Origin of the sequence: Streptomyces sp. NPDC048506, assembly GCF_040651315.1 — a bacterium.
Lineage (GTDB): Bacteria > Actinomycetota > Actinomycetes > Streptomycetales > Streptomycetaceae > Streptomyces.
Window position 1 is genome coordinate 1 of sequence record NZ_JBEZIX010000095.1, and the last position, 18,092, is coordinate 18,092.

17 protein-coding genes and 1 pseudogene are annotated in these 18,092 nt (G+C 68.6%); 7 read left to right on the forward strand and 11 right to left on the reverse strand.

The features are described 5' to 3' along the window. Positions 1–183: pseudogene (locus AB0C96_RS41790) on the forward strand (serine hydrolase); the annotation flags it as partial. Positions 184–653: 470 nt separating this feature from the next. Here AB0C96_RS41790 and AB0C96_RS41795 read toward each other — a convergent pair. Continuing rightward, positions 654–1,064, reverse strand: a complete 411-nt coding sequence (locus tag AB0C96_RS41795) for a hypothetical protein (RefSeq protein WP_362925387.1) — start codon at positions 1,062–1,064, stop codon at positions 654–656. 158 nt (positions 1,065–1,222) lie between these two features. Between AB0C96_RS41795 and AB0C96_RS41800 the strand changes: the two genes are divergently transcribed. Then, complete coding sequence (locus tag AB0C96_RS41800; protein ID WP_362925389.1) at positions 1,223–2,236, forward strand: 2-oxoglutarate and iron-dependent oxygenase domain-containing protein; 1,014 nt, start codon at positions 1,223–1,225, stop codon at positions 2,234–2,236. 195 nt (positions 2,237–2,431) lie between these two features. Next, the gene (locus AB0C96_RS41805) at positions 2,432–3,460 is read left to right on the forward strand and encodes an aminoglycoside phosphotransferase family protein (protein WP_362925391.1); all 1,029 of its coding nucleotides are present in this window, start codon (positions 2,432–2,434) and stop codon (positions 3,458–3,460) included. Positions 3,461–3,550: 90 nt separating this feature from the next. Here the strand turns inward: AB0C96_RS41805 and AB0C96_RS41810 are convergent, their stop codons facing one another. After that, positions 3,551–4,987, reverse strand: a complete 1,437-nt coding sequence (locus AB0C96_RS41810) for an amidase (RefSeq protein ID WP_362925393.1) — start codon at positions 4,985–4,987, stop codon at positions 3,551–3,553. Positions 4,988–5,080: 93 nt separating this feature from the next. Between AB0C96_RS41810 and AB0C96_RS41815 the strand changes: the two genes are divergently transcribed. Continuing rightward, on the forward strand, positions 5,081–5,749 hold the full coding sequence (locus AB0C96_RS41815) for a TetR/AcrR family transcriptional regulator (RefSeq protein WP_362925395.1): 669 nt from the start codon (positions 5,081–5,083) through the stop codon (positions 5,747–5,749). A 122-nt stretch (positions 5,750–5,871) separates the two neighbouring features. Here the strand turns inward: AB0C96_RS41815 and AB0C96_RS41820 are convergent, their stop codons facing one another. Then, positions 5,872–6,231 carry an NAD(P)-binding domain-containing protein gene (locus tag AB0C96_RS41820; protein ID WP_362925396.1) on the reverse strand — a complete coding sequence of 120 codons (360 nt, stop codon included), beginning with the start codon at positions 6,229–6,231 and terminating at the stop codon, positions 5,872–5,874. Between the two features lie 134 nt (positions 6,232–6,365). Here AB0C96_RS41820 and AB0C96_RS41825 point away from each other — a divergent pair, with 134 nt between their 5' ends. Next, positions 6,366–6,779, forward strand: coding sequence for a thioesterase family protein (locus tag AB0C96_RS41825; protein WP_362925398.1), 414 nt, complete (start codon positions 6,366–6,368; stop codon positions 6,777–6,779). A gap of 297 nt (positions 6,780–7,076) precedes the next feature. On the opposite strand, the gene AB0C96_RS41830 is transcribed toward AB0C96_RS41825, so the two are convergent. From AB0C96_RS41830 to AB0C96_RS41850, 5 genes are all read right to left on the reverse strand, one after another. Further along, positions 7,077–7,925 carry an SDR family oxidoreductase gene (locus AB0C96_RS41830; RefSeq protein ID WP_362925400.1) on the reverse strand — a complete coding sequence of 283 codons (849 nt, stop codon included), beginning with the start codon at positions 7,923–7,925 and terminating at the stop codon, positions 7,077–7,079. A 70-nt stretch (positions 7,926–7,995) separates the two neighbouring features. After that, a complete protein-coding gene (locus AB0C96_RS41835) occupies positions 7,996–9,711 on the reverse strand; it encodes an MDR family MFS transporter (RefSeq protein ID WP_362925402.1) in 1,716 nt (571 codons plus the stop codon). A 331-nt stretch (positions 9,712–10,042) separates the two neighbouring features. After that, entirely contained in the window at positions 10,043–10,189 is a 147-nt protein-coding gene (locus AB0C96_RS41840; protein WP_362925403.1) for a hypothetical protein, read from the reverse strand. Positions 10,190–10,429: 240 nt separating this feature from the next. After that, positions 10,430–11,728, reverse strand: coding sequence for an erythromycin esterase family protein (locus AB0C96_RS41845; protein ID WP_362925404.1), 1,299 nt, complete (start codon positions 11,726–11,728; stop codon positions 10,430–10,432). Between the two features lie 95 nt (positions 11,729–11,823). After that, on the reverse strand, positions 11,824–12,477 hold the full coding sequence (locus AB0C96_RS41850; protein WP_362925406.1) for a CatB-related O-acetyltransferase: 654 nt from the start codon (positions 12,475–12,477) through the stop codon (positions 11,824–11,826). 80 nt (positions 12,478–12,557) lie between these two features. Here AB0C96_RS41850 and AB0C96_RS41855 point away from each other — a divergent pair, with 80 nt between their 5' ends. Then, positions 12,558–13,202, forward strand: coding sequence for a TetR/AcrR family transcriptional regulator (locus AB0C96_RS41855; protein ID WP_362925407.1), 645 nt, complete (start codon positions 12,558–12,560; stop codon positions 13,200–13,202). A gap of 134 nt (positions 13,203–13,336) precedes the next feature. On the opposite strand, the gene AB0C96_RS41860 is transcribed toward AB0C96_RS41855, so the two are convergent. Continuing rightward, positions 13,337–13,951: a lipoprotein gene (locus AB0C96_RS41860; protein ID WP_362925409.1), complete on the reverse strand. Its 615-nt coding sequence runs from the start codon at positions 13,949–13,951 to the stop codon at positions 13,337–13,339. Between the two features lie 566 nt (positions 13,952–14,517). Here AB0C96_RS41860 and AB0C96_RS41865 point away from each other — a divergent pair. Next, positions 14,518–14,859 carry a hypothetical protein gene (locus AB0C96_RS41865; protein WP_362925411.1) on the forward strand — a complete coding sequence of 114 codons (342 nt, stop codon included), beginning with the start codon at positions 14,518–14,520 and terminating at the stop codon, positions 14,857–14,859. A 175-nt stretch (positions 14,860–15,034) separates the two neighbouring features. Here AB0C96_RS41865 and AB0C96_RS41870 read toward each other — a convergent pair whose 3' ends face one another. Both AB0C96_RS41870 and AB0C96_RS41875 read right to left on the reverse strand, forming a co-directional pair. Next, on the reverse strand, positions 15,035–16,945 hold the full coding sequence (locus AB0C96_RS41870) for an FAD-dependent oxidoreductase (protein ID WP_362925413.1): 1,911 nt from the start codon (positions 16,943–16,945) through the stop codon (positions 15,035–15,037). Positions 16,946–17,318: 373 nt separating this feature from the next. After that, on the reverse strand, positions 17,319–18,047 hold the full coding sequence (locus AB0C96_RS41875; RefSeq protein ID WP_362925415.1) for an SDR family oxidoreductase: 729 nt from the start codon (positions 18,045–18,047) through the stop codon (positions 17,319–17,321). Between the last annotated feature and the right edge of the window lie 45 nt (positions 18,048–18,092).

An 18,092-nucleotide genomic window follows, 5' to 3' on the forward strand; every position in this document is an offset into this window, starting at 1 on the left:
CGCGGCGACTACGCGCCGATCGACCAGTTCGGCTGGGACGGCGGCACCGGCACCACCGCCTACGCCGACCCGCACAACGGACTCGTCGGCGTCCTACTCACCCAGGTCGGGCTGTCCCTCCCAGACCCCGCACAGCTCATCCACGACTTCTGGACCACGCTCTACCAGGCAATCGACGCCTGACACCAAGCCCACGCCCCCGGCGCGCCCCAACAGCCACGCCCCTGGACCCGAACCGTCGACATCCCCACAGGGTTCGGCCACGGCCCTGTCCGACAGGTCGGGGTCGCCCGAGGCAAGATGCCCTCGGGCGACCCCGACCTGTCCGGGCCAGCAGGACCGCGTCGTCCGTCCGCTCGATCGCATGCCACCACAACAGCTCCGAAGGAGCGCACAGCCATGTCCATCATCCTCACCGACCAGGACAAGGCCACCCTGCCGCACACCGTCGTAGCCCGCCACGCACAGAACTCCGCCGGAGGGCGGATTCCCAGGGGCCTCGCCTACCCCCGGGCCTTCGCATCCCCCTCAGGGCGCGCAAGAGTGGGGGCGCACGAGCCGGCGGCGGTCTTCACCCCCACTCCCCCATGCCCTCAGCGAAAGCCTGGTGCTCGACGTGATCCCGCATCGCTTGATCAGCCTTGAGGCGATCTCTAGGCATAGGGCGCGAGTTGAGGGTCGATCGGGGCGTCGGTGAGGCGGTTGGCGAGGGTGGAGAGGGTGTAAGCGCCGATGCCGAGGACGACTTCGAGGGCGTTCTGACGGGTGAATCCCTGGTCGAGGAAGGCCTGAACGGAATCCGCGGGTACGGCGCCGGCGTGGTCGAGGACGGCGAGGGTGAAGGTGCGCACGGTCTCCAGCCGGATGTCGGGCAGCGGCCGCTGCTCGCGCAGGGCGGCGATCAGCTCCGGGCCGGCGGCCAGCTCGGCGAGCTTGGCGGTGTGCAGCAGGTGGGCGCCGCGTTCGGCACCGCGCTGCTCAACTCCATTGCGACCAGCGTCACCACGGCGTACTTCGAGGACCACGGGAATCGTCCGGAAGCCGACGACGTCGCCACCGTGCACGGCTACACAGTGGCGCTCTGGCTGGCATGCGGAATTCTCGTGTGCGGCGCGCTGGTCGTCGGCCTCTTCTCCCGAGGCGGTCAACGAACCGCCCGGTCAGAAGCAGTGCTCGAAGCGTCGAACTGAGCCGAGAAGCAGCCGAAGAGGAGAGATCGATCATGTCAGATGACCAGGTGGCCGCCACCACTACTGATGGTTTCGTGCCCATCATCGACTTGTCGTCGAAGGACACGGCTCAGGGACGTGTCGCGATCGCCGAGGCGATCGACCAGGCGTGCATGAATTCTGGATTCTTCGTCATCGTCGGCCATGGGGTCCCCCAGAACCTCGTCGACCGCATGTTCACGGCGACAAAGGCGTTTTTCAATCTTCCTTACGAGGACAAGGACCGCGTCGCACACCGGCCGGGGGTCTCCGGCTACCGACGGATGGGCGGGACGACCGCGCTCAGCCTCGATCAGGAGACACCCCCGGACCTCTGCGAGGCCTTCGCCGCGCATGTGACGGGTGAACTGAGCGAGGAGGAGCGCAAGAAACTCGGCGATCAGTGGGCGACCTGGACGCTCGCGAACATCTGGCCGGACAGTCCCGTCGACTTCAGGGACGTGTGGCAGGAGTACATCGGCGCCGTAAGCGACCTGGCGGCCGACCTCATGCGCCTGTTCGCCCTCGCACTCGGCATCAACGAGGAGTTCTTCCACGACAAATTCGACCACCACGGCTCGTCCGTCGCCGCCAACTACTACCCCCCGCAGGTCGATCCCCCGCTCCCCGGCCAACTGCGCCGCGGCCGGCACACCGACTTCGGCAGCCTGACCATCCTCTACCAAGAAGACGACCGCGGCGGCCTCCAGGTCCTCCAAGGCGAAGACAACTGGCGCGACGTCTCCGCCATCCCCGGCAGCTTCGTCGTCAACATCGGCGATCTCATCGCCCTCTGGACCGGCGGACGCTGGGTCTCCACCATGCACCGCGTCATCAATCCCGCACGCGGCGACACCTCCTCCCGAGTCACCATCCCCTTCTTCTACCTCCCCAACCACGACGCCACCATCGAGCCGCTGCGGCCGTGCACGGAATCGCCCGACGGCCGGCAGCAGTTCGGCATCAGCGTGATTGCCGGTGATTGGTTGTCGCGCAAGCTCCAGAAGTTGTTCGCCGGAACTGCGTAGCGAAGAGCAGACGTCCGCTGCCGGCCCTGGCCGATCCGCCGTCGATGCGCCTTCCCCTGCCAGGAGAGGCGCATCGGCCGGCGGACCGGCTGGTGCTGTGAACGGATGGGTTCGCCGGATTCCCGGAACGGGCTGCCTCTGCGATCCAACTCGCTTTGCACCCTGGCGTGTTCGCGCGCATGTGAGGATGAGCCCATGGGGTCGAGACTGCCGTTCGGGGAGCAACTGCGGGCCGAGCTTGGCGCACCGTGTCGGGGTCGCCGACTGGATAGCAGCCCGCGATCACGGGTATGGCGGGCCGAGTTGTCCGGCACACCAGTGGTGATCAAGCAACTCGTCGACGCTCCGGAGGCCGACGAGCGGTACGCACGCGAGGTGGCCGCGCTGAAGCTCGCGTCCCGGGTGGACCCGCCCGTGGTGCCGAGGCTCCTCGGCACCGATCCGGCGGAACGGGTCCTGGTCCTTGAGCACCTGGACCACCAGCAGCCCGGCCCGGACTGGGTGGTCGACTACGCCTCGGCGTTGGCCCGGCTCCACGCGGCCACCGGCGCCGACGATGCGGGCCTGCTTCCCGTCTGGTCCGGCCCGACCCAAGACGACATCGACTCGTTCCTCGGGCTTGCCAGGACGCTCGGCGTCGCGGTGCCGTCCGGAGTACGAACCGAGCTGGACGGCCTCGTGAACCGTCTGCTCGGCACACCGGGCCATGCCCTACTGCACGGTGACCCCTGCCCCGGCAACGACATGCACACCCGCGGTGGCGTCCGGTTCATCGACTTCGAACAGGCCACGCTGGGCAACGGGCTCGTGGAGCTTGCCTACCTGCGCATCGGCTTCCCGACCTGCTGGTGCGTCACCGCTCCGACCCAGCCCCTGCTCCACGCAGCGGAGACCGCCTACCGCGCGACATGGCGCAACGCGACGGGCACCGAGGTCCAAGACGATCTCACCGACGCGTGTGCCGGCTGGCTGCTACGCGGCGACGCACTGGTCCAACGGGCCCACCGCGGAACCGCCGACCACTTGGCCGAGATCCCGAACCGGGACTGGAAGTGGGGCACGGCAACGGCCCGGCAACGACTCGCCCACCGTCTCGGAGTCGTCAGCCGGATGACCGCCGACGGCGGCGAGCTCAAGGGCCTGGGACAACTCGCCGCGACCATCCGGCACGGCATGCTCACCCGATGGCCCACGCTTCAACCGCTGCCCCTACAACGGCCATAGGAGAACCCGTGCCGGCAGACCGAGATGGTCTGCTCCAGGTCCGGAGTCACGGCGACGGCCACTCGAGGGCGGTCCGGGAACTGTCCGCCGTTACCCTTCGTCTGCGCCGCACCGACGTGGACGCGGATCGAGCGGGGTGAGTACGCCGAGGCGCTCCTCGATCCGCTGCGCCGCGTCCAGGCACAGATCCTCGCGATACATCCCTGCCATGACCTGGACGCCCTGCGGCAGGCCGGCCGTGAGTCCGGTCGGCACGGCCACGGCCGGCACCCCCACATACGTCGACGCGGTCAGCAGCCGCATCGGCGTGAATGTCGCGTCGCGCTCCTCCAAGGTGCGTGGCACCACGGGCTCGGGTATCGGCTGCGTGGACACCGGCCCGAGCAGCAGCGGGCAGCGCTCGAAGAGGCGGGCCCACGCGCGCTGGACGCCGAGGCGTACGCCGGTCTGCCGGACGTACTCCTCCAGGCCGACGGCCGGGTGGCGCTGGGTGTCCAGCTCGATGTGGCGGGCGCTGTCTTCGGTGAGCAGCCGCCTGAGCATGGGCCAGGCCAGGGAGAACTCGGCCCGCAGCAGGGCGCCGTAGCCGTCGAGAGCGTCCTGGAGCCGCGGCACCTCCACCTCCTCGACGGGGTGGCCGGCGTCCTCCAGGGCTGCTGCCGCCGCCTCGATCGCGGCGCGCACGTCCGGGTGGACGTCGCCCCGGCCGCCGGGGTCGGTCACCACGCCGACGCGCACCGGCGCCTTCGGCCTCGGCCCGTACAGCGGGGCCGGAACCGCCCGCGGGTCCTGCGGGTCCGTCCCTGCGAGCACCTCGTACGCCGCCCGCAGGTCCGCCACTGACCTGGCCAACGGCCCGTCCACCGGGAAGAGTTGGTGGCCCAGGACCGGCTCCTGGTCGCTCATCCGGTGGTCGGCCGGGAACCGCCCGTAGCTCGGCTTCAGCCCCGCGACACCGTTGAACGTCGCCGGGTTGCGCACCGATCCGCCGGAGTCGTTGCCCAGGCCCAGCGGCGCCATGCCGGTCGCCACCGCGACCGCGTCGCCGCCGCTGGTGCCACCGGGAGTGCGCTGCGGGTCCCACGGGTTGACGGTGTCCCCGAACAGCTGACTGACCGTGTGCAGTCCGGCGATCGCCAGGTCGGGCATGTTGGTGCGTCCGATCGGAATCGCCCCGGCCGCGCGCAGCCGCCGCACCGGGGGCGCGTCCGCCTCCGCCACCCAGTCGCGGAAGTACGGCACGCCGTGCGTGGTCGCCGATCCGGCGACGTGGATGTTCTCCTTCACCGTGAACGGCACCCCGGCCAACGGGCCCAGCTGCTCGCCGGCGGCCCGGCGCCGGTCGGTCTCCCGCGCCGCCTGCCGGGCGCTGTCCTCCAGCAGCCGGGGCACCGCGTTCACCTGCGGGTTCACCGCGGCGATCCGCTCCAGGTGGGCCTCCACGGCCTCCGCCGCGGACACCTCTCCCGACGCCACCAGCTGCGCCAGCTCCGTCGCCCCCAGCGACCACAGTTCGTTCGCCCCCATCGGGCCTCCCTTCGTTCCGGGCAACAAAGATACAGATACGTATCTGGATACGGAATTGAATATCCCGGCAGAGGTGCGCCGTAGGATGCTGCCGTGACACCTGAACGCAAGCGCCTGACCCGCGAAGAGAGCCGGCAGCAGACCCGCGGCCGCCTGCTGGCCGCCGCCGCCGAGCTGTTCACCGAACGCGGCGTCAACGGCACCTCCGTCGAGCAGATCGCCGAGCGCGCCGGCTACACCCGCGGCGCCTTCTACGGGAACTTCGAGGACAAGAACGCCCTTGTCGCCGAGCTGCTCCAGCACCGCACACACCGCGAACTCGACGAGGTCCGCTCCCTCACCCAGGACGCCACCTCCGGCGCCGACGCCCTCGACAAGCTCCGGGCCTGGAACCGTGACCGCGCCCAGCACCTGCCCCAATGGCTCGCTCTGCGCATGGAGCTCGTCCTGCACGCCCTGCGGAACGACGAACTGCGCCCACTGCTCGCCGAACGCGAACTCCTCGCCCGCAACGCCCACACCGCCGGCCTGGAGCAGGCGTTCGCCGCCCACGGTGTCGCATCGCCCGCAGACCCCGCGTTCCTCGCCCTGATCGTCCACGCCCTGGAGGACGGCCTGCTCATCCAGCGCCTGCTGACCCCCGACGGCATCCCGGACGACGTCGTCGTCGACGCCTTCGACCTGCTCCTGCGCTCCTGGACCGCGCTCGCACAGCATCCGCCCCGGGAGCGCAACGGCCAGGGCCCGTCGTCGCAGGGGTAACAGGCTCCGCGATCGGTCGTGCTCACGCGCTCGGACGGCACGGGTCGTGGCGAGGCCGTGGGGCAACTGACGGTCCAGCAGAGAACTACTGGTTCAGGATCGCGGCATCCCGTCACCCGAAGTCATGTGCAGCGGCAGCCACACGGCTCGGCGACGGCCTCCGCCCCCACCTCCTCCGACGTGACGTCGAAGAGGGCGTCCACGACCGGGTGGGAGGGGAACGTGACGGTGACGGACCGGCGCTCGCGCACGGCGGGCAGCGGGATGGCACGCACCAACGGGGCGTCGGTGCCGAGCGTCTGGCGCAGCTCGCTGCTGCCGATGCCGGCCATGACGCTGACCACGACGCTGTCGCTGCCGACCTGGAGCCCGGCGAGGGCCTCGGAGTGGTCCTGGAGGCGGACGGCGATGATCACTGTCCCGGAGCGGTTCACCACGTCCTGGTTGTCGGCGCACCCACCGCTGCATGGATGTGCGCGCACTGTGGGCGCACAGGCGCGCTTGCCGACCGGCAACCCCTTGCCGGCCGAGGCGGCACTCCCACGGAGACCCCTGCGGAGCTACACGCTCCCCCAACTCCTCGATCATCAGTGCGGGTTGCGGCTACGATCTTGCCATGGCCAAGCTATTCACGCACCGACTGCGAGTGCGCTACAGCGAGTGTGACCAGCAAGGCGTGGTGTTCAACGGTCACTACCTCTTCTACTACGACGTCGCCCTGACCGAGCTGTGGCGAGACGTCATCGGAGCCTCCGAGTCCACGGTCGTGGACGGAGCCGACCTGGTCGTGGCGGAGACGCGGATCGTCTACCGCCTGGGGGCGCGCTTCGATCAGTTGCTCGACATCGAGATGCCCATCACCCATCTCGGCACGACGAGCATGATCGTGCGCCCGGTGTTCAAGATCGGTGAACGGCTCATCGCAGAAGGCGAAGTGCGGCACGTGTTCGTCGATCCCGCGACGCACAGCAAGAAGGAGATGCCCACCCGGGTTCGTGCCGCCCTCCAGCCCTACACCGCAGCAGGGTAAGGGGACCGGCTCAGCGGCACGCGCTGCACCACCCGATGTTCCCCGCTCGGTTCTCCCACCGTGCACATGCACGGCCCGTCACGGAGCCGGGCCCTCACCAACCGCGTCTGTCAGGGACACGGGCGGAGAGGGCCCGGAACCACCGAGCCGTCGGAACCCCGCACCACCACCGCCCGCGGACACTGCGGCCTTCACCCAACTCACGGCTGCCGCCTGCACGAAGGGTTCGTCATGAGCGGGCTTGGTCGGGATCCGGCCGCAGCACCGGAATGGCGTGGTGCTGGTGCGCGGGTCGGCTCAGCCGAAGACGCGGATGTTCTCGTCGACCCAGTCGCGCAGGGTCCGCGGCGGCTTTCCGGTGATCTTCTCGACGGAGTCGGAGATCCTCCAGTCCCAGGCGGCCGACTGGCGCTTGAGTTCCAGCAGAGCTTCGAGGCGGGGTCCGCCCCAGCCCAGGCGATCGAACTCCGCCTGGGTCTCGGCCCTGGTGCGCTCGATGACCCTGACCTCCTGGCCGAGGGCCTCGCCGACGATCTCGCCCTGGCGCTGCGGGCTGAGGGCCTCGCCGCCGGTGAGCGTGTAGGAGCGGCCCTCGTGACCGGTGGTGGTGAGGACTTCGGCGGCCACGGAGGCGATGTCCCGCGGGTGGATCATGGCGGAGACCGGGTCGCCCTCGGTGACGTACATGGTCCGCTCCTTGCCGATGGTGTCGGCGTATCCGTAGAGGTAGACCATGAAGGTGCCGGGGCGCAGGATCGTCCACTCCAGGCCGGATTCCTGGATGACCCGCTCGCCCTGGCGGTGGCCGGAGGTCAACGGGTCGGTGGCGCCGAAGCCGACGCCGCTGGTGGAGAGTTTGACCAGGTGCTTGACGCCGGCCTCGCGGGCGGCAGCGACGAGGGTGCGCTCCTGGACGGGGCCCTCGGGGCCGTAGCCCGGTGGGACGACGAAGACACGGTCGACGCCGGCCAGGGCCGCAGGGAGCGTCTCGGGCTTGTCGAAATCGCCGGCCACGACCTCGACGCCCGCGGGGAACGCGGCCTTCTCGGGCGAACGGGTCATGGCCCGCACAGGCACGCCTTCGGCCGCGAGCCGGGCGACGAGTTCGCTGCCGACGTTGCCGGTGGCGCCGGTTACCAGAATCATGCGTGTGTCTCCTTGGGATGTGGGGCACGGCCGGACGCCGTGCGGGGAGTCCACTCGTGGAGTGGGAGAGTCAGGATTCGCCGCGAGCGGCGGAGGAGGAGCCGGCCGTGGCGGAGTCGTCGCCGGACTGCTCCGGCCCGGCGCTGCCGTGGCGGTGGCCGTGGCCGCCGGCGAGCTTGATGTCCTTGAGGAAGAGGGCGGTCACCAGCCCGACGAGGACGATCGGGATCACCGCGTGGAAGACGGAGCGGAGCGAGTCCGCGTAGATGTCGGCGAGTTCGAGGCGGACGGAGTCGGAGAGGTGGCCGAGCACCTCGGGCGACAGCGAGCCGTTCTTGTCGATGCGGACGCCGGATCCGCCGCCGAGGCGCTCCTGGAGTCCGGTGCCCAGACGCGCGGTCATCAGGGCGGCGAAGAACGAGACACCGAGCCCGGTGCCGAGCTGCCGCATGAGGGTGGCGGTGCCCTGCACAGCGCCGATGTCCCGGATGCTCGCGGTGTTGCGGGCGGCCAGGCTCAGCGCCTGGGAGTTGAGGCCGCCGGCGATCCCGAAGAGCAGGACGTACACGATGGCGAGGGCGAGGCTCGTCCCGGGGCCGGCGGTGGAGAACAGCACGGCGGCGACGGCGAACACCGCCATGCTGAGCACCGGGAACCACCGGTAGGAGCCGGTGTTGCCGATGACCTTGGTGCTGATCCAGGAGGTCAGCACGACGCCGAGCATCATCGCGGTGAGGACGTAGCCGGACGTCTGGACGTCGAGGCCGAGGACGGTCTGGAGCCAGAGGACCAGGTAGTTGATCATGCCCAGGCCGACGAAACCGGCGATGAAGCCGAGGACGACGACGATGCTGAAGGTCGGGTTGGCGAAGAGCCGCAGGGGGACGACGGGGTCCACCGCCCGGCGCTGCGACAGGACGAACAGCACCACCGCGAGGACCGATCCGGCGGCGAGGCCGAGGATGACCGGCGAGCTCCAGGCGTACTTGACACCGGCCCAGCCGGTGAGAAGGTTCAGGCCGACGATCGCGCCGACGAGGAGGACGACGCCGACGTAGTCGATGTGGGCCCGCTTCGACTGAACGGGCAGGCGCAGCATCAAGGAGACGACGACCAGAACCACGGCGCCGACGGGCAGGTTGACGAAGAACCCCCAGCGCCAGCTGGCGAGATCGGTCAGGATGCCGCCGAGGGTGGGGCCGGCGAGCGAGGCGGCGCCGAAGGTGAGGGAGAACCAGCCGTAGTAGCGGGCGCCCTCACGTGGGGAGAACATCTCGCCGATGAGGGCGAGTACGCAGATGAACACGCCACCGCTGCCGATGCCTTGGAGGCCACGGAAGGCGATGAGCTGCCCCATCGTCTGGGCGACGCCGCAGAGCGCCGAACCGACGAGGAACACGACGATGGAGGCCATGAAGACGCGCTTGCGTCCGAAGAGATCTCCCAGCTTGCCGTAGACGGGGGCGGCGGCGCTGCCGCCGATGAGATAGCCGGTGGTGACCCAGCCGAATCGGTCGAGCCCGCCCAGGTCACTCACCACGCTGGGCAGTGCGGTGGCGACGATCTGGGAGTCGAGCAGGGAGAGGAAGACCGCTGACATGAGCGTCAGGACAAGTGCGTTGGTCCTGGCCGACGGAGCTGGTGCGGTGGCAGCGCCGATGGCAGGTTCCGATGAGCGGGAAGCCACGAGGAATCCTTGTAATCGAGGAGCGATGCCCATGGGAACGGGACATCGTCCGGAATGGGAGTGCGCAGAACGAACTCGAAGAAGAACGCTGCCTGTCATCAGCAGCGGAGATGGGGTGGTCGGATCTCGTCCGACTCCGGCCTTTCCAAGGCCCTCTCAACCGTTGATCAGTCATCAGCAGTGCTGCTGATCACGGTCCTTCAGTGTTCGTTGTGCCTCTCGCCACTCCCTCTACGATCGATTACAGATTTCTCGGACTATAACCACAGGTCCACGGCGAGTGCAACTGCCAAGTCGACCCGGGCAGTTGGTGAGCGCGCTCGGTGTGGGTGTCGCGCGCGAGCGGGGCGGTGACCTTGAGCAACGCGACCGGGCTTCGTGCCCTCACTGGTCCGGTCCGCCACCGTATGCCGCCGATCGCAAGCCGACGCTAGCGATCTTCGAGGACGAAGACGTCGTTGCCGACCATCATCACCTCGCCCGCCTTCATCTGCTGGACTGCCTCGCCTCCGGTGCGGACGCCGCTCTCGTTGACGCCGGCCCTGCCCACGAGGACCACCAGCGCGAGAACCAGCATGGCCGCCGCGATGGTGTCTGCACTGCTCCTTGGCACTTCTGCCCGCCCCCAACTGATGACCCCGATGTTGCGGCGACCCTAGCGGACCGTGCAGCCCACGGTTGACGCAGGGCCAGCGCTCCGCCAGTGCCCCGCCAGCGTCGGGCCGACGGAGCGCGGGGAGGGCGGGGAGGGCGGCAGCGGTCAGCCGTCGCCGGGGCGTGGGGAGTTGGCCGTAGGAGCGGAGCGTTGGCCTCTCTCTCACAGGTTTTCGAGGTCGTCGGCCACGGTGGAGGTCGGGGAGTTGAGGATGGCGTCGAACGCGTCGAGGACGGGGGTGTGCAGGTAGGCGCTTTGGATCCGGATGCGGTCGGGGCCCGGGACAAGGTCGGCGTGGTCACGGGCTTGCGGGCGTGCCCGGTGGAGATCGGCGATGCTGAGCCCGAGTTCGGCGTCGGCGAAGGCGGCTTCGATGCTTCCCGGCTCGGGCTGCTCCAGCGCGGTGGCCTCGACGGTGAAGCCGAACCGTGTGTTCTCGTCGCGGGGCATGTCCGCGGTGTGCCCGGTGGTACTCGTCAGGCCGACGGCGAAGTACTCGTCACCGAGCGCGCGGTGCAGGTGCTGCCCCATGGGGAGTCCCGTGAGGTGGCCGTTGAAGGAGACCGGTGTTTTCTGGATGTGGGCGTTGTGAGCCGCCAGTACCACGCGGGTCCCGGGTTCGAAGCGCTCCAGGTGCCACAGGACCGAGCCGGCCATGTAGACGTCGCGGGCCGAGGTGTCGGCGGTCAGCCCTTCGCCGGCGAAGAGGTCGGCCATGGCGCGGAAGGTGTAGTCGGCGTGGCAGGCGCCTTCAAGGCGCCGCAAGGCGATGTCGTAGCTCTGCTGGTCGCCGCGTGAGACGTACAGCGGTTCGACGGAGCGGAACCGGATGAGCAGGCGCATCAGGATCGCGCTGAGGTTGTCCTGTTCGGCGGTGGCCAGGCGTGCCCACGCGGGCGCGGCGACGGCCCCGGAGCCACCGGCGAACGATTCGGCGATCCGCATCGCCGTCTGGACCGCCGGCAGGGTTTCGGGATCGATGTGGCGAAGGTAGTCGGCGACCGGGGCCAAGGCGGGGAGCAAGGACCCACCGGCCGCCGGGATGTCGATGCCGGCGAAGCGCACCGGCGGGGAGGCTGTGCGGTTGTGCCGACGCATCCAGCGCAGCGGCTCATCGAGTCCCACGGGAATCGCCGCGGCGAGGTGGGCCGACAGGTCCTCGTCCGTTCCCTCGCCCTGGGCCCACGCGTCGAGGGGGATGCCCTCGCTGAAGCCGTACTCGAAAGCCAGGACGGTGAAGCCGCAGCGTTCGACCAGGAACCGCAGGACGCGCTCGCGCATTCGCGCGAACTCGTCGATGAAGTGAGAACTTTCACCGATCGCGACGATGCGGGCATCGCCGATGATGGCGCGCAGCGGCTCCAGGTCGTCGAGTGGCGCCTCGGGGTCGAGGTGGGTGAGGGGGACGGCGTGAGTGCGCAGCCAGTCGGCGAACGGGTTGTGGTGCGGCGAAGCGGGCATGCTGACAGCTCGATTCTCGGTGCTGGAACGTGGAGGGATCGTGCCGGGACGGTTCAACGGCCCGTCGCGCTGTGGGGCGGTGGGTCTCGACGTGGCTATTCCATCTGCCCGGCCGCCGCGTTCTCCAGGTCGTCGATGCTGCCGGACATGATCGTGCGGATGTGTTCGGTGATGTGCTGGAGCGGCCAGTCCCACCAGGCCAGGGCCAGGAGGCGGTTGATGTCGGCATCGCTGTAGCGGCGGCGGATGAGGCGGGCGGGGTTGCCGCCGACGATGCCGTAGTCGGGCACGTCGTCGACGACGACGGAGCCGGAGGCGACGATCGCTCCGTGGCCGATGCGGACGCCGGGCATCACCATGGACCGGTAGCCGAACCAGACGTCATGGCCCACCACGGTGTCGCCCCGTCCGGTCAGGCCGGTGATGAGGTCGAAGTGCTCGGACCAGGAACCCCCCATGATGGGGAAGGGGAACGTCGAGGGGCCGTCCATGCGGTGGTTGGCGCCGTTCATGATGAACCGCACGCCCTCGCCCAGCGCGCAGAACTTCCCGATGACCAGCTTTTCCGGCCCGTAGTGGTACAGCACGTTGCGGGTCTCGAACGCGGTCGGATCGTCGGGGTCGTCGTAGTAGGAGAAGTCTCCGACCTCGATCAGCGGCGAGGTGATCAGCGGCTTGAGCAGCACCACCCGCGGCTGCTCGGGCATCGGATGCACCACGGTGGGGTCGGCGGGAACGGGCGGTGTCATCGATCACTCCACTAGTGCGACAGCTGCTGCTTTAAGATGTTGCCATGACGTTGTTTCCCTGAGCAAACGGACTATCAGCGATGACTTCCACAGCCCCAGAGCCAGATGGCACCCGGCCGCCACCCCGACGCCGCCCCGGGGGCCGCACCGCTCGTATTCGCACGCAGGTACTCGACGCGGTCCTCGCGGAACTCGGCGAACACGGCTATGACGGGCTCACCACGGACTCCGTCGCCGCCCGCGCCGGTGTGCATCGCACCACGGTGTACCGGCGCTGGGGGGACGTCGGCGGCCTGCTCGCCGACGTCCTCGACGCGGCGAGCGACGACGACTGGCAGCCACCGGACACCGGCTCACTGGAAGGTGATCTGGCAGCGCTGAACCAGGAGATCCAGACAGCGCTGACGGCACAGCCACCGATCGTGGTGGCGCTGATCGCCGCCTCGTTCCGCTCCGAGAAGGCCGCCCACGCCCAACAGCGGCTCTGGGAGGACCGGTACGCCCGCTGCGAGATCATCGTCAGCCGGGCTGTCCGGCGCGGCGAACTCCCACCGCACACCGACGCTCGGCGACTGCTCCTCGCCGCCACCGCACCGCTGTACCACCAGTTGGTGCTCCTCCGCACCCCACCCGACCCGCAACTGCCCGGCCACACAGCCAGAACCGCCGCCCTCGCCGCAGCCGCCGGCGCCTTCGCCGAGCCCCCGCCAGCGGGCGACACCTGAGGGAGACTTCTGAACGCGGAGCATGCCCGGCTGGCCGGGGCGGTCATGGCGGGCGCAATCCTGCGCGGAGCGGACTTGAGGCAAGTTGCACGCCCCCGGGCAGCTGACCTACCTGATCACGTCGTGCCTGTTGCTCAGGAGGTCAGGCCCAGGGTCTTCTCGGCCAGCTCGAACGCCGGGAGCATTGCCTTGTGCTCGCCGGTGTTGAGCCCTCCGAGATGGAGGACCACGCCTCCGTGCTTGGTCATCACGGCCAGCGCGCGTTCGGGCCTGACCTCGCCGGCGGCCAGGTCGGTGACGGTGTAGCTGGCCTCGGTGGCGGGCAGGCCACCGGCCTTGGTCTCGCGGAACTTGACGTTGCTCTCGAAGTTCTCGGCGCCGACGAACGTCTTCATCAGGGCGCGGGATGTTCCGCCGGGAGCGGCGGCGCCCTTGGTGCCGGACCACACGGTGAGGAAGCCGATGTTCCCTGCGGGTTTGGCATCGAGCTCGCAGGCGGGCGTGAGCGGCCCCTGATGGCCGAGCGGGCCCATCCGGTCCACCGTCGCCTGTGTGATGGCCTCTGCCTTCCATGACGTCGCGAGGGTGAAGTGCACCGGTAGTTCGCACGCCGTGCCCTTGTCGCCCAGTTTCTTCTCGGAGACTTTCTTCTCCTCATCCCCGCCCCAGCCGAACGAGCAGCCGCTGAGCATGCTCATCGCGACCACCACGCCCACCACGGCCTGCGACACCTTGCGCATTCCGAACATTCCGCACCCTTGACCATGAAGCTTTGAAAATTCGCCGCAGCTTATACGAGACGTTCGATCTCGAACCACACCGTTTCTCCGCTACCGCAGGGGCAAGAGTGGGGTTCACATCCGTCCGGCAGTAAGGAGAGCAGCTCCGGCCCGCGTCCCGACTTGTCGTCCGGCGAGTGCTGTTGCGGGTCGGGCACCGGATCAGCGAAGCCGACCTACGGCGGCGTGCGGGGCTACGCCCGGGGTCGCAAGGCAGCTCTCCACACTCAGAAACACGCTCCTGACCAGCAGGAACAGCGAGCCGAATCGGGAGTGACGGTACTCCGCTGCTTTTTGGTGCCGGTGCTGGAGCAGTAGCTGCACTTGTCCGAAAGGACAATGCACCCCTGTCGCCAACTCCCTTCCTATGCACGGCAGTTGGAAAGAGAATCATTGACAACGCCGGAGCCGAAACCCTAGGCTCGGCCGCCAACTACCGGCTATAAACCCATTATTCAACATCTGGGTGGAACAACTGTGGAGGTAAGTCAGTGAGGACCAAGCGACTGGTCGGTGCGGCCATTGCAGGAGTAGCATTGTCGGCTGTTGTCGCCGCGCCTGCGATGGCCGACACCGCGGTCACCGGCGGCAACGTCGAAATGGTCATATTCGGCAGCGGTTACCACGTCAAGAAGGTCACGATTCACGGCGTACCGGAACTTCAGGGGCCCGCCCAGTACGAGTTCATCTACTCCGCCACGACCTCGCCGACCAAGACGTACACGATGATTTGCGGCGGTAGCGGCACGGGCAACAGCTGTAGTCACAACTTCACCATCAACGCCACGTACGCGCACGGGGTCGGCATCAAGAGCTGCGGTCAGATCAAGCGCGTCGACAACAATCAGAGCATGGGGGTTGCCTGCAAGAAGTGGTGATTCGGTGAACTCGACTGAGCAACGCCGGCCATGACGCGGCGGCGCTGCTCAGCCGTTTCTATGAGTGGTTTGTTTGGTCGTCGAAATGGCAGCCACGGAGCCGGATCAGCCGCCGGGACGCTACCTCGTACGACTGAACCGCGCCTCCCCGCCGCGGCATTTCACCGTGCCCCTGTCAGCCCGTATGGACCTTCAACGCCGTCCGGACTGCGGACTCCAGTGCGCCTTCGATCCAGGCCGGCTTGATGGACGTGTGGTCCCCCGCAAAATGGAGCGGGCCCTCGGACGTGGGGACGTCGGGGAACAGTTCCGTGTGCTGGCCGGGGAAGAGCACGGAAGCCTCGCCATAGGCGTAGTGGTCGCGCATCCATGACTGGGTCCTGCACTTGTTGGTGAAGAAGACCTCGCACCGGCGGCCGAAGACGGCCTGCACTCCGGCGAGCGCGCGCAGATACCGCTCGTCGTCGGCGAACGCATCCCATTTGAGGGCGTCGTCGGACCAGCTGTAGGAGGCGAGCACGATGCCTCCGTCGCTGCCCTCCAGAGGGTGCGCGTGCTCGAAGTACATAAAGCGGTTGGCGTTGTCGCTCACGTTGCCACCGCCACGGATGTGAGCGGCCTCCGGTTCATCGCTCATGACGGGCCGGAAGACGGCGAAGCACTTCTTGAGTTCGTCGGGGATCGTCACCCCCAGGTCCTTCACGGACTTGTGCGCACCGAGATACTCGCCGTGCTTGACCCCGCCCGCCTTGTACTTGTCGTAGAGCTTGTCCTCGATGGAGTTCAGCGCCACCTTCCATTGCGCCTCGGTGAACTCCCACCAGCGCTGGGAGAACTCCAGCAGCACCTTGGTCGCGGCGTCGTAGTGCAGTTCCGTGATGGCCCGGCGCTTGCCGTAGCCGAGCGGAGGGTCGAAGGCCACGTGGCGCAGCCCTGAGAAGGGGACGGTGATGATCGCCTCGTCGCCCTCGAAGACCTCCGTGACACCGCCCTTGCCGGTCTGGCAGTCCTCGGAAACGGTGTGCACCTTGACTTTGCCGGCGTGGCGCTCGATGCGTACGGCACGTCTGTCGAGCCGCACCCTCCCCTTCACAGGCTTGTACAGCGCGTCGGCGAACAGCGCGGTGCCGCCCTTGATCTCCCAGAACGTGGTCTTGGGGTCGATCAACGCGCTGGACAGAAAGCTGTGCGTGAAGGAGAGGTGCAGCCGTGAGGTCAGGTTCTGGATGGTGCCGATGAGGTCGATGGTCCTGGTGTCGAGTCCGGCGACTTCGGTGAGGTACCGGTACATGGACCAGTGGCCGTACTTCTTGAGGATCTCAACCCATCCGTCGACGAGGTCTGCCCCTTCCTTGCCCCGGATGAGCTGGTGTGCGGGTTCGAGGGCCTGCGCGAGGATGGCGGATGCGGTCTTCGTGCGGTTGGCGCCCGTGACGCCGAAGGTGTCGTTGACCTTTTCGGGGTTCTTCTCGTAGTCGGCGCGGCGCATGTGGATGCCGTTGACGTGGATCCAGGCGCGGTTGACCTTCTTCGCCGGATCGTCGACCTCCACATCCACCAGGTAGAACTCCTGGAGCGCAAGGCCGAACTTCTTGATCAACGCCATCAGGAGGGGGTGGCTGCCGGGCAGCCGCATGGCCCCGGCCTCGGCGTACTGTTGGGGGTCGGCGAAGGGCTGCTCCCCGTTCTCGTGTCCGCCCTTGCGGAAGGTCTTGATACGGCCGCCGACGCGGTTGCCGTTGGCCTCGATCACGACGACATCGTGACCTGCCCGGTGGAGCAGGTTGGCGGCAAGCAGACCGGCCGGTCCGGCCCCGACGATCAGGACCCGCTTCGTTGCCTTCGCCCGGCTGGCGGGCAGGCCGTTCTCGACGGCCTTCAGGTAGGCCGGTACGAGGGACTTGTCGTGCTCGTCGTAGACGGCGATGGCGCGGGCGACCGTGGTGTACGCCTTGGGGTCGACACCGGGTGGCGCCGCGGCCGGCGCCGTCGAGGGTGCGGTGGCAGGACTCAGCGCGGTTGCGGGCGCGACGGAGGCGGCGGTGAGTCCGGCGGCGAGAGCCGAGGCACCGGTCGCCGTGACCACGGCGCGCCGTGAGGGTTGCGCACCGTGCGACCCGGGCGAGGGGCAGGAAGGCCGCGAGGCGAGTGATGCAGCCGGTACGGGCTGCGCCTCGTGGGACGCTTCCGTGTTCGTCGTGCTCGGAATGCTCACGCCTGGAGTGCTCTTGTCGTATGTATTCATCGCTTATGACACTTGGCGTATGGGCGTCCCAGAGCCAGCGCCTTCACACGGACGGGAACGGTAAACCACTCTCACGGCTACATCACGTGACTCTTCCGTCAACGGCCTTACGAGAAAAGGACGTTCGCTCCTGCTGGCCTTCGCACAGCACTTTGGCAGAGCCGTCTCCTCTGCTTCACGGGGTACTTGGTGTGCTCTGCGTGCTCCCTGAGTGTCATGCCTGCCGCGTGGGCAGCACGATCGCCTGGCGCAGGTTCACATGGCGGGCGCGGCTGGTGGTGTAGGCGATCAGGTCGGCGATGTCGTCCGCCGACAGGCCGATCAGCGCGTCGAACATGCCGTCCAGTTGGTGGGAGAGCTCCGCGTTGTCGATGTGGCCACCCAGCTCGGTGTCCGTGAGGCCCGGTTCGATGTTGGTGACGCGGACGTCGCGCGGGCCCAGCTCCGTGCGCAGCGACTGCGAGAGGTAGGTGAGCGCGGCCTTCGTCGCGCCGTACACCGCGTAGTTGGGGAACGCGATGTGCGCGCCGATCGACGAGATGTTCACCAGGTCCGCCGTCCGGCCGGCCTCCGCCACCGCGATCAGATCCGGTGTGAACGCGCGGATGACCCGCAGTGCGCCGGCCACGTTCGTGTCCAGCATGCGCTGCCACTCGTCGGTGCGGCCTTCGGTGACGGGGTTCGGCAGCATCACGCCGGCCGCGTTGACCACCAGGTCGACCTCGCCGTACGCGGCGTGGATCCGTTCCACCGCCGCATCCACGGAGGCCGCGTCGGTGACATCGGTGGCGACTGCGAGGGCCTGCCCGCCGTCCGCCTCGATCTTGGCGGCCAGCTCCGTCAGCCGCTCGGCGCGGCGGGCGAGCAGCACCACCCGCACGCCGTGCGAGGCGCGGTGCTGGTGGTCTTCGTCGTGGCGGCGGTGTGGGCGCTCGCCGCGCACGGGGCCGTGCGGGGCTGGGCCGAGCCGTTCACCGGTGAGGGCGGC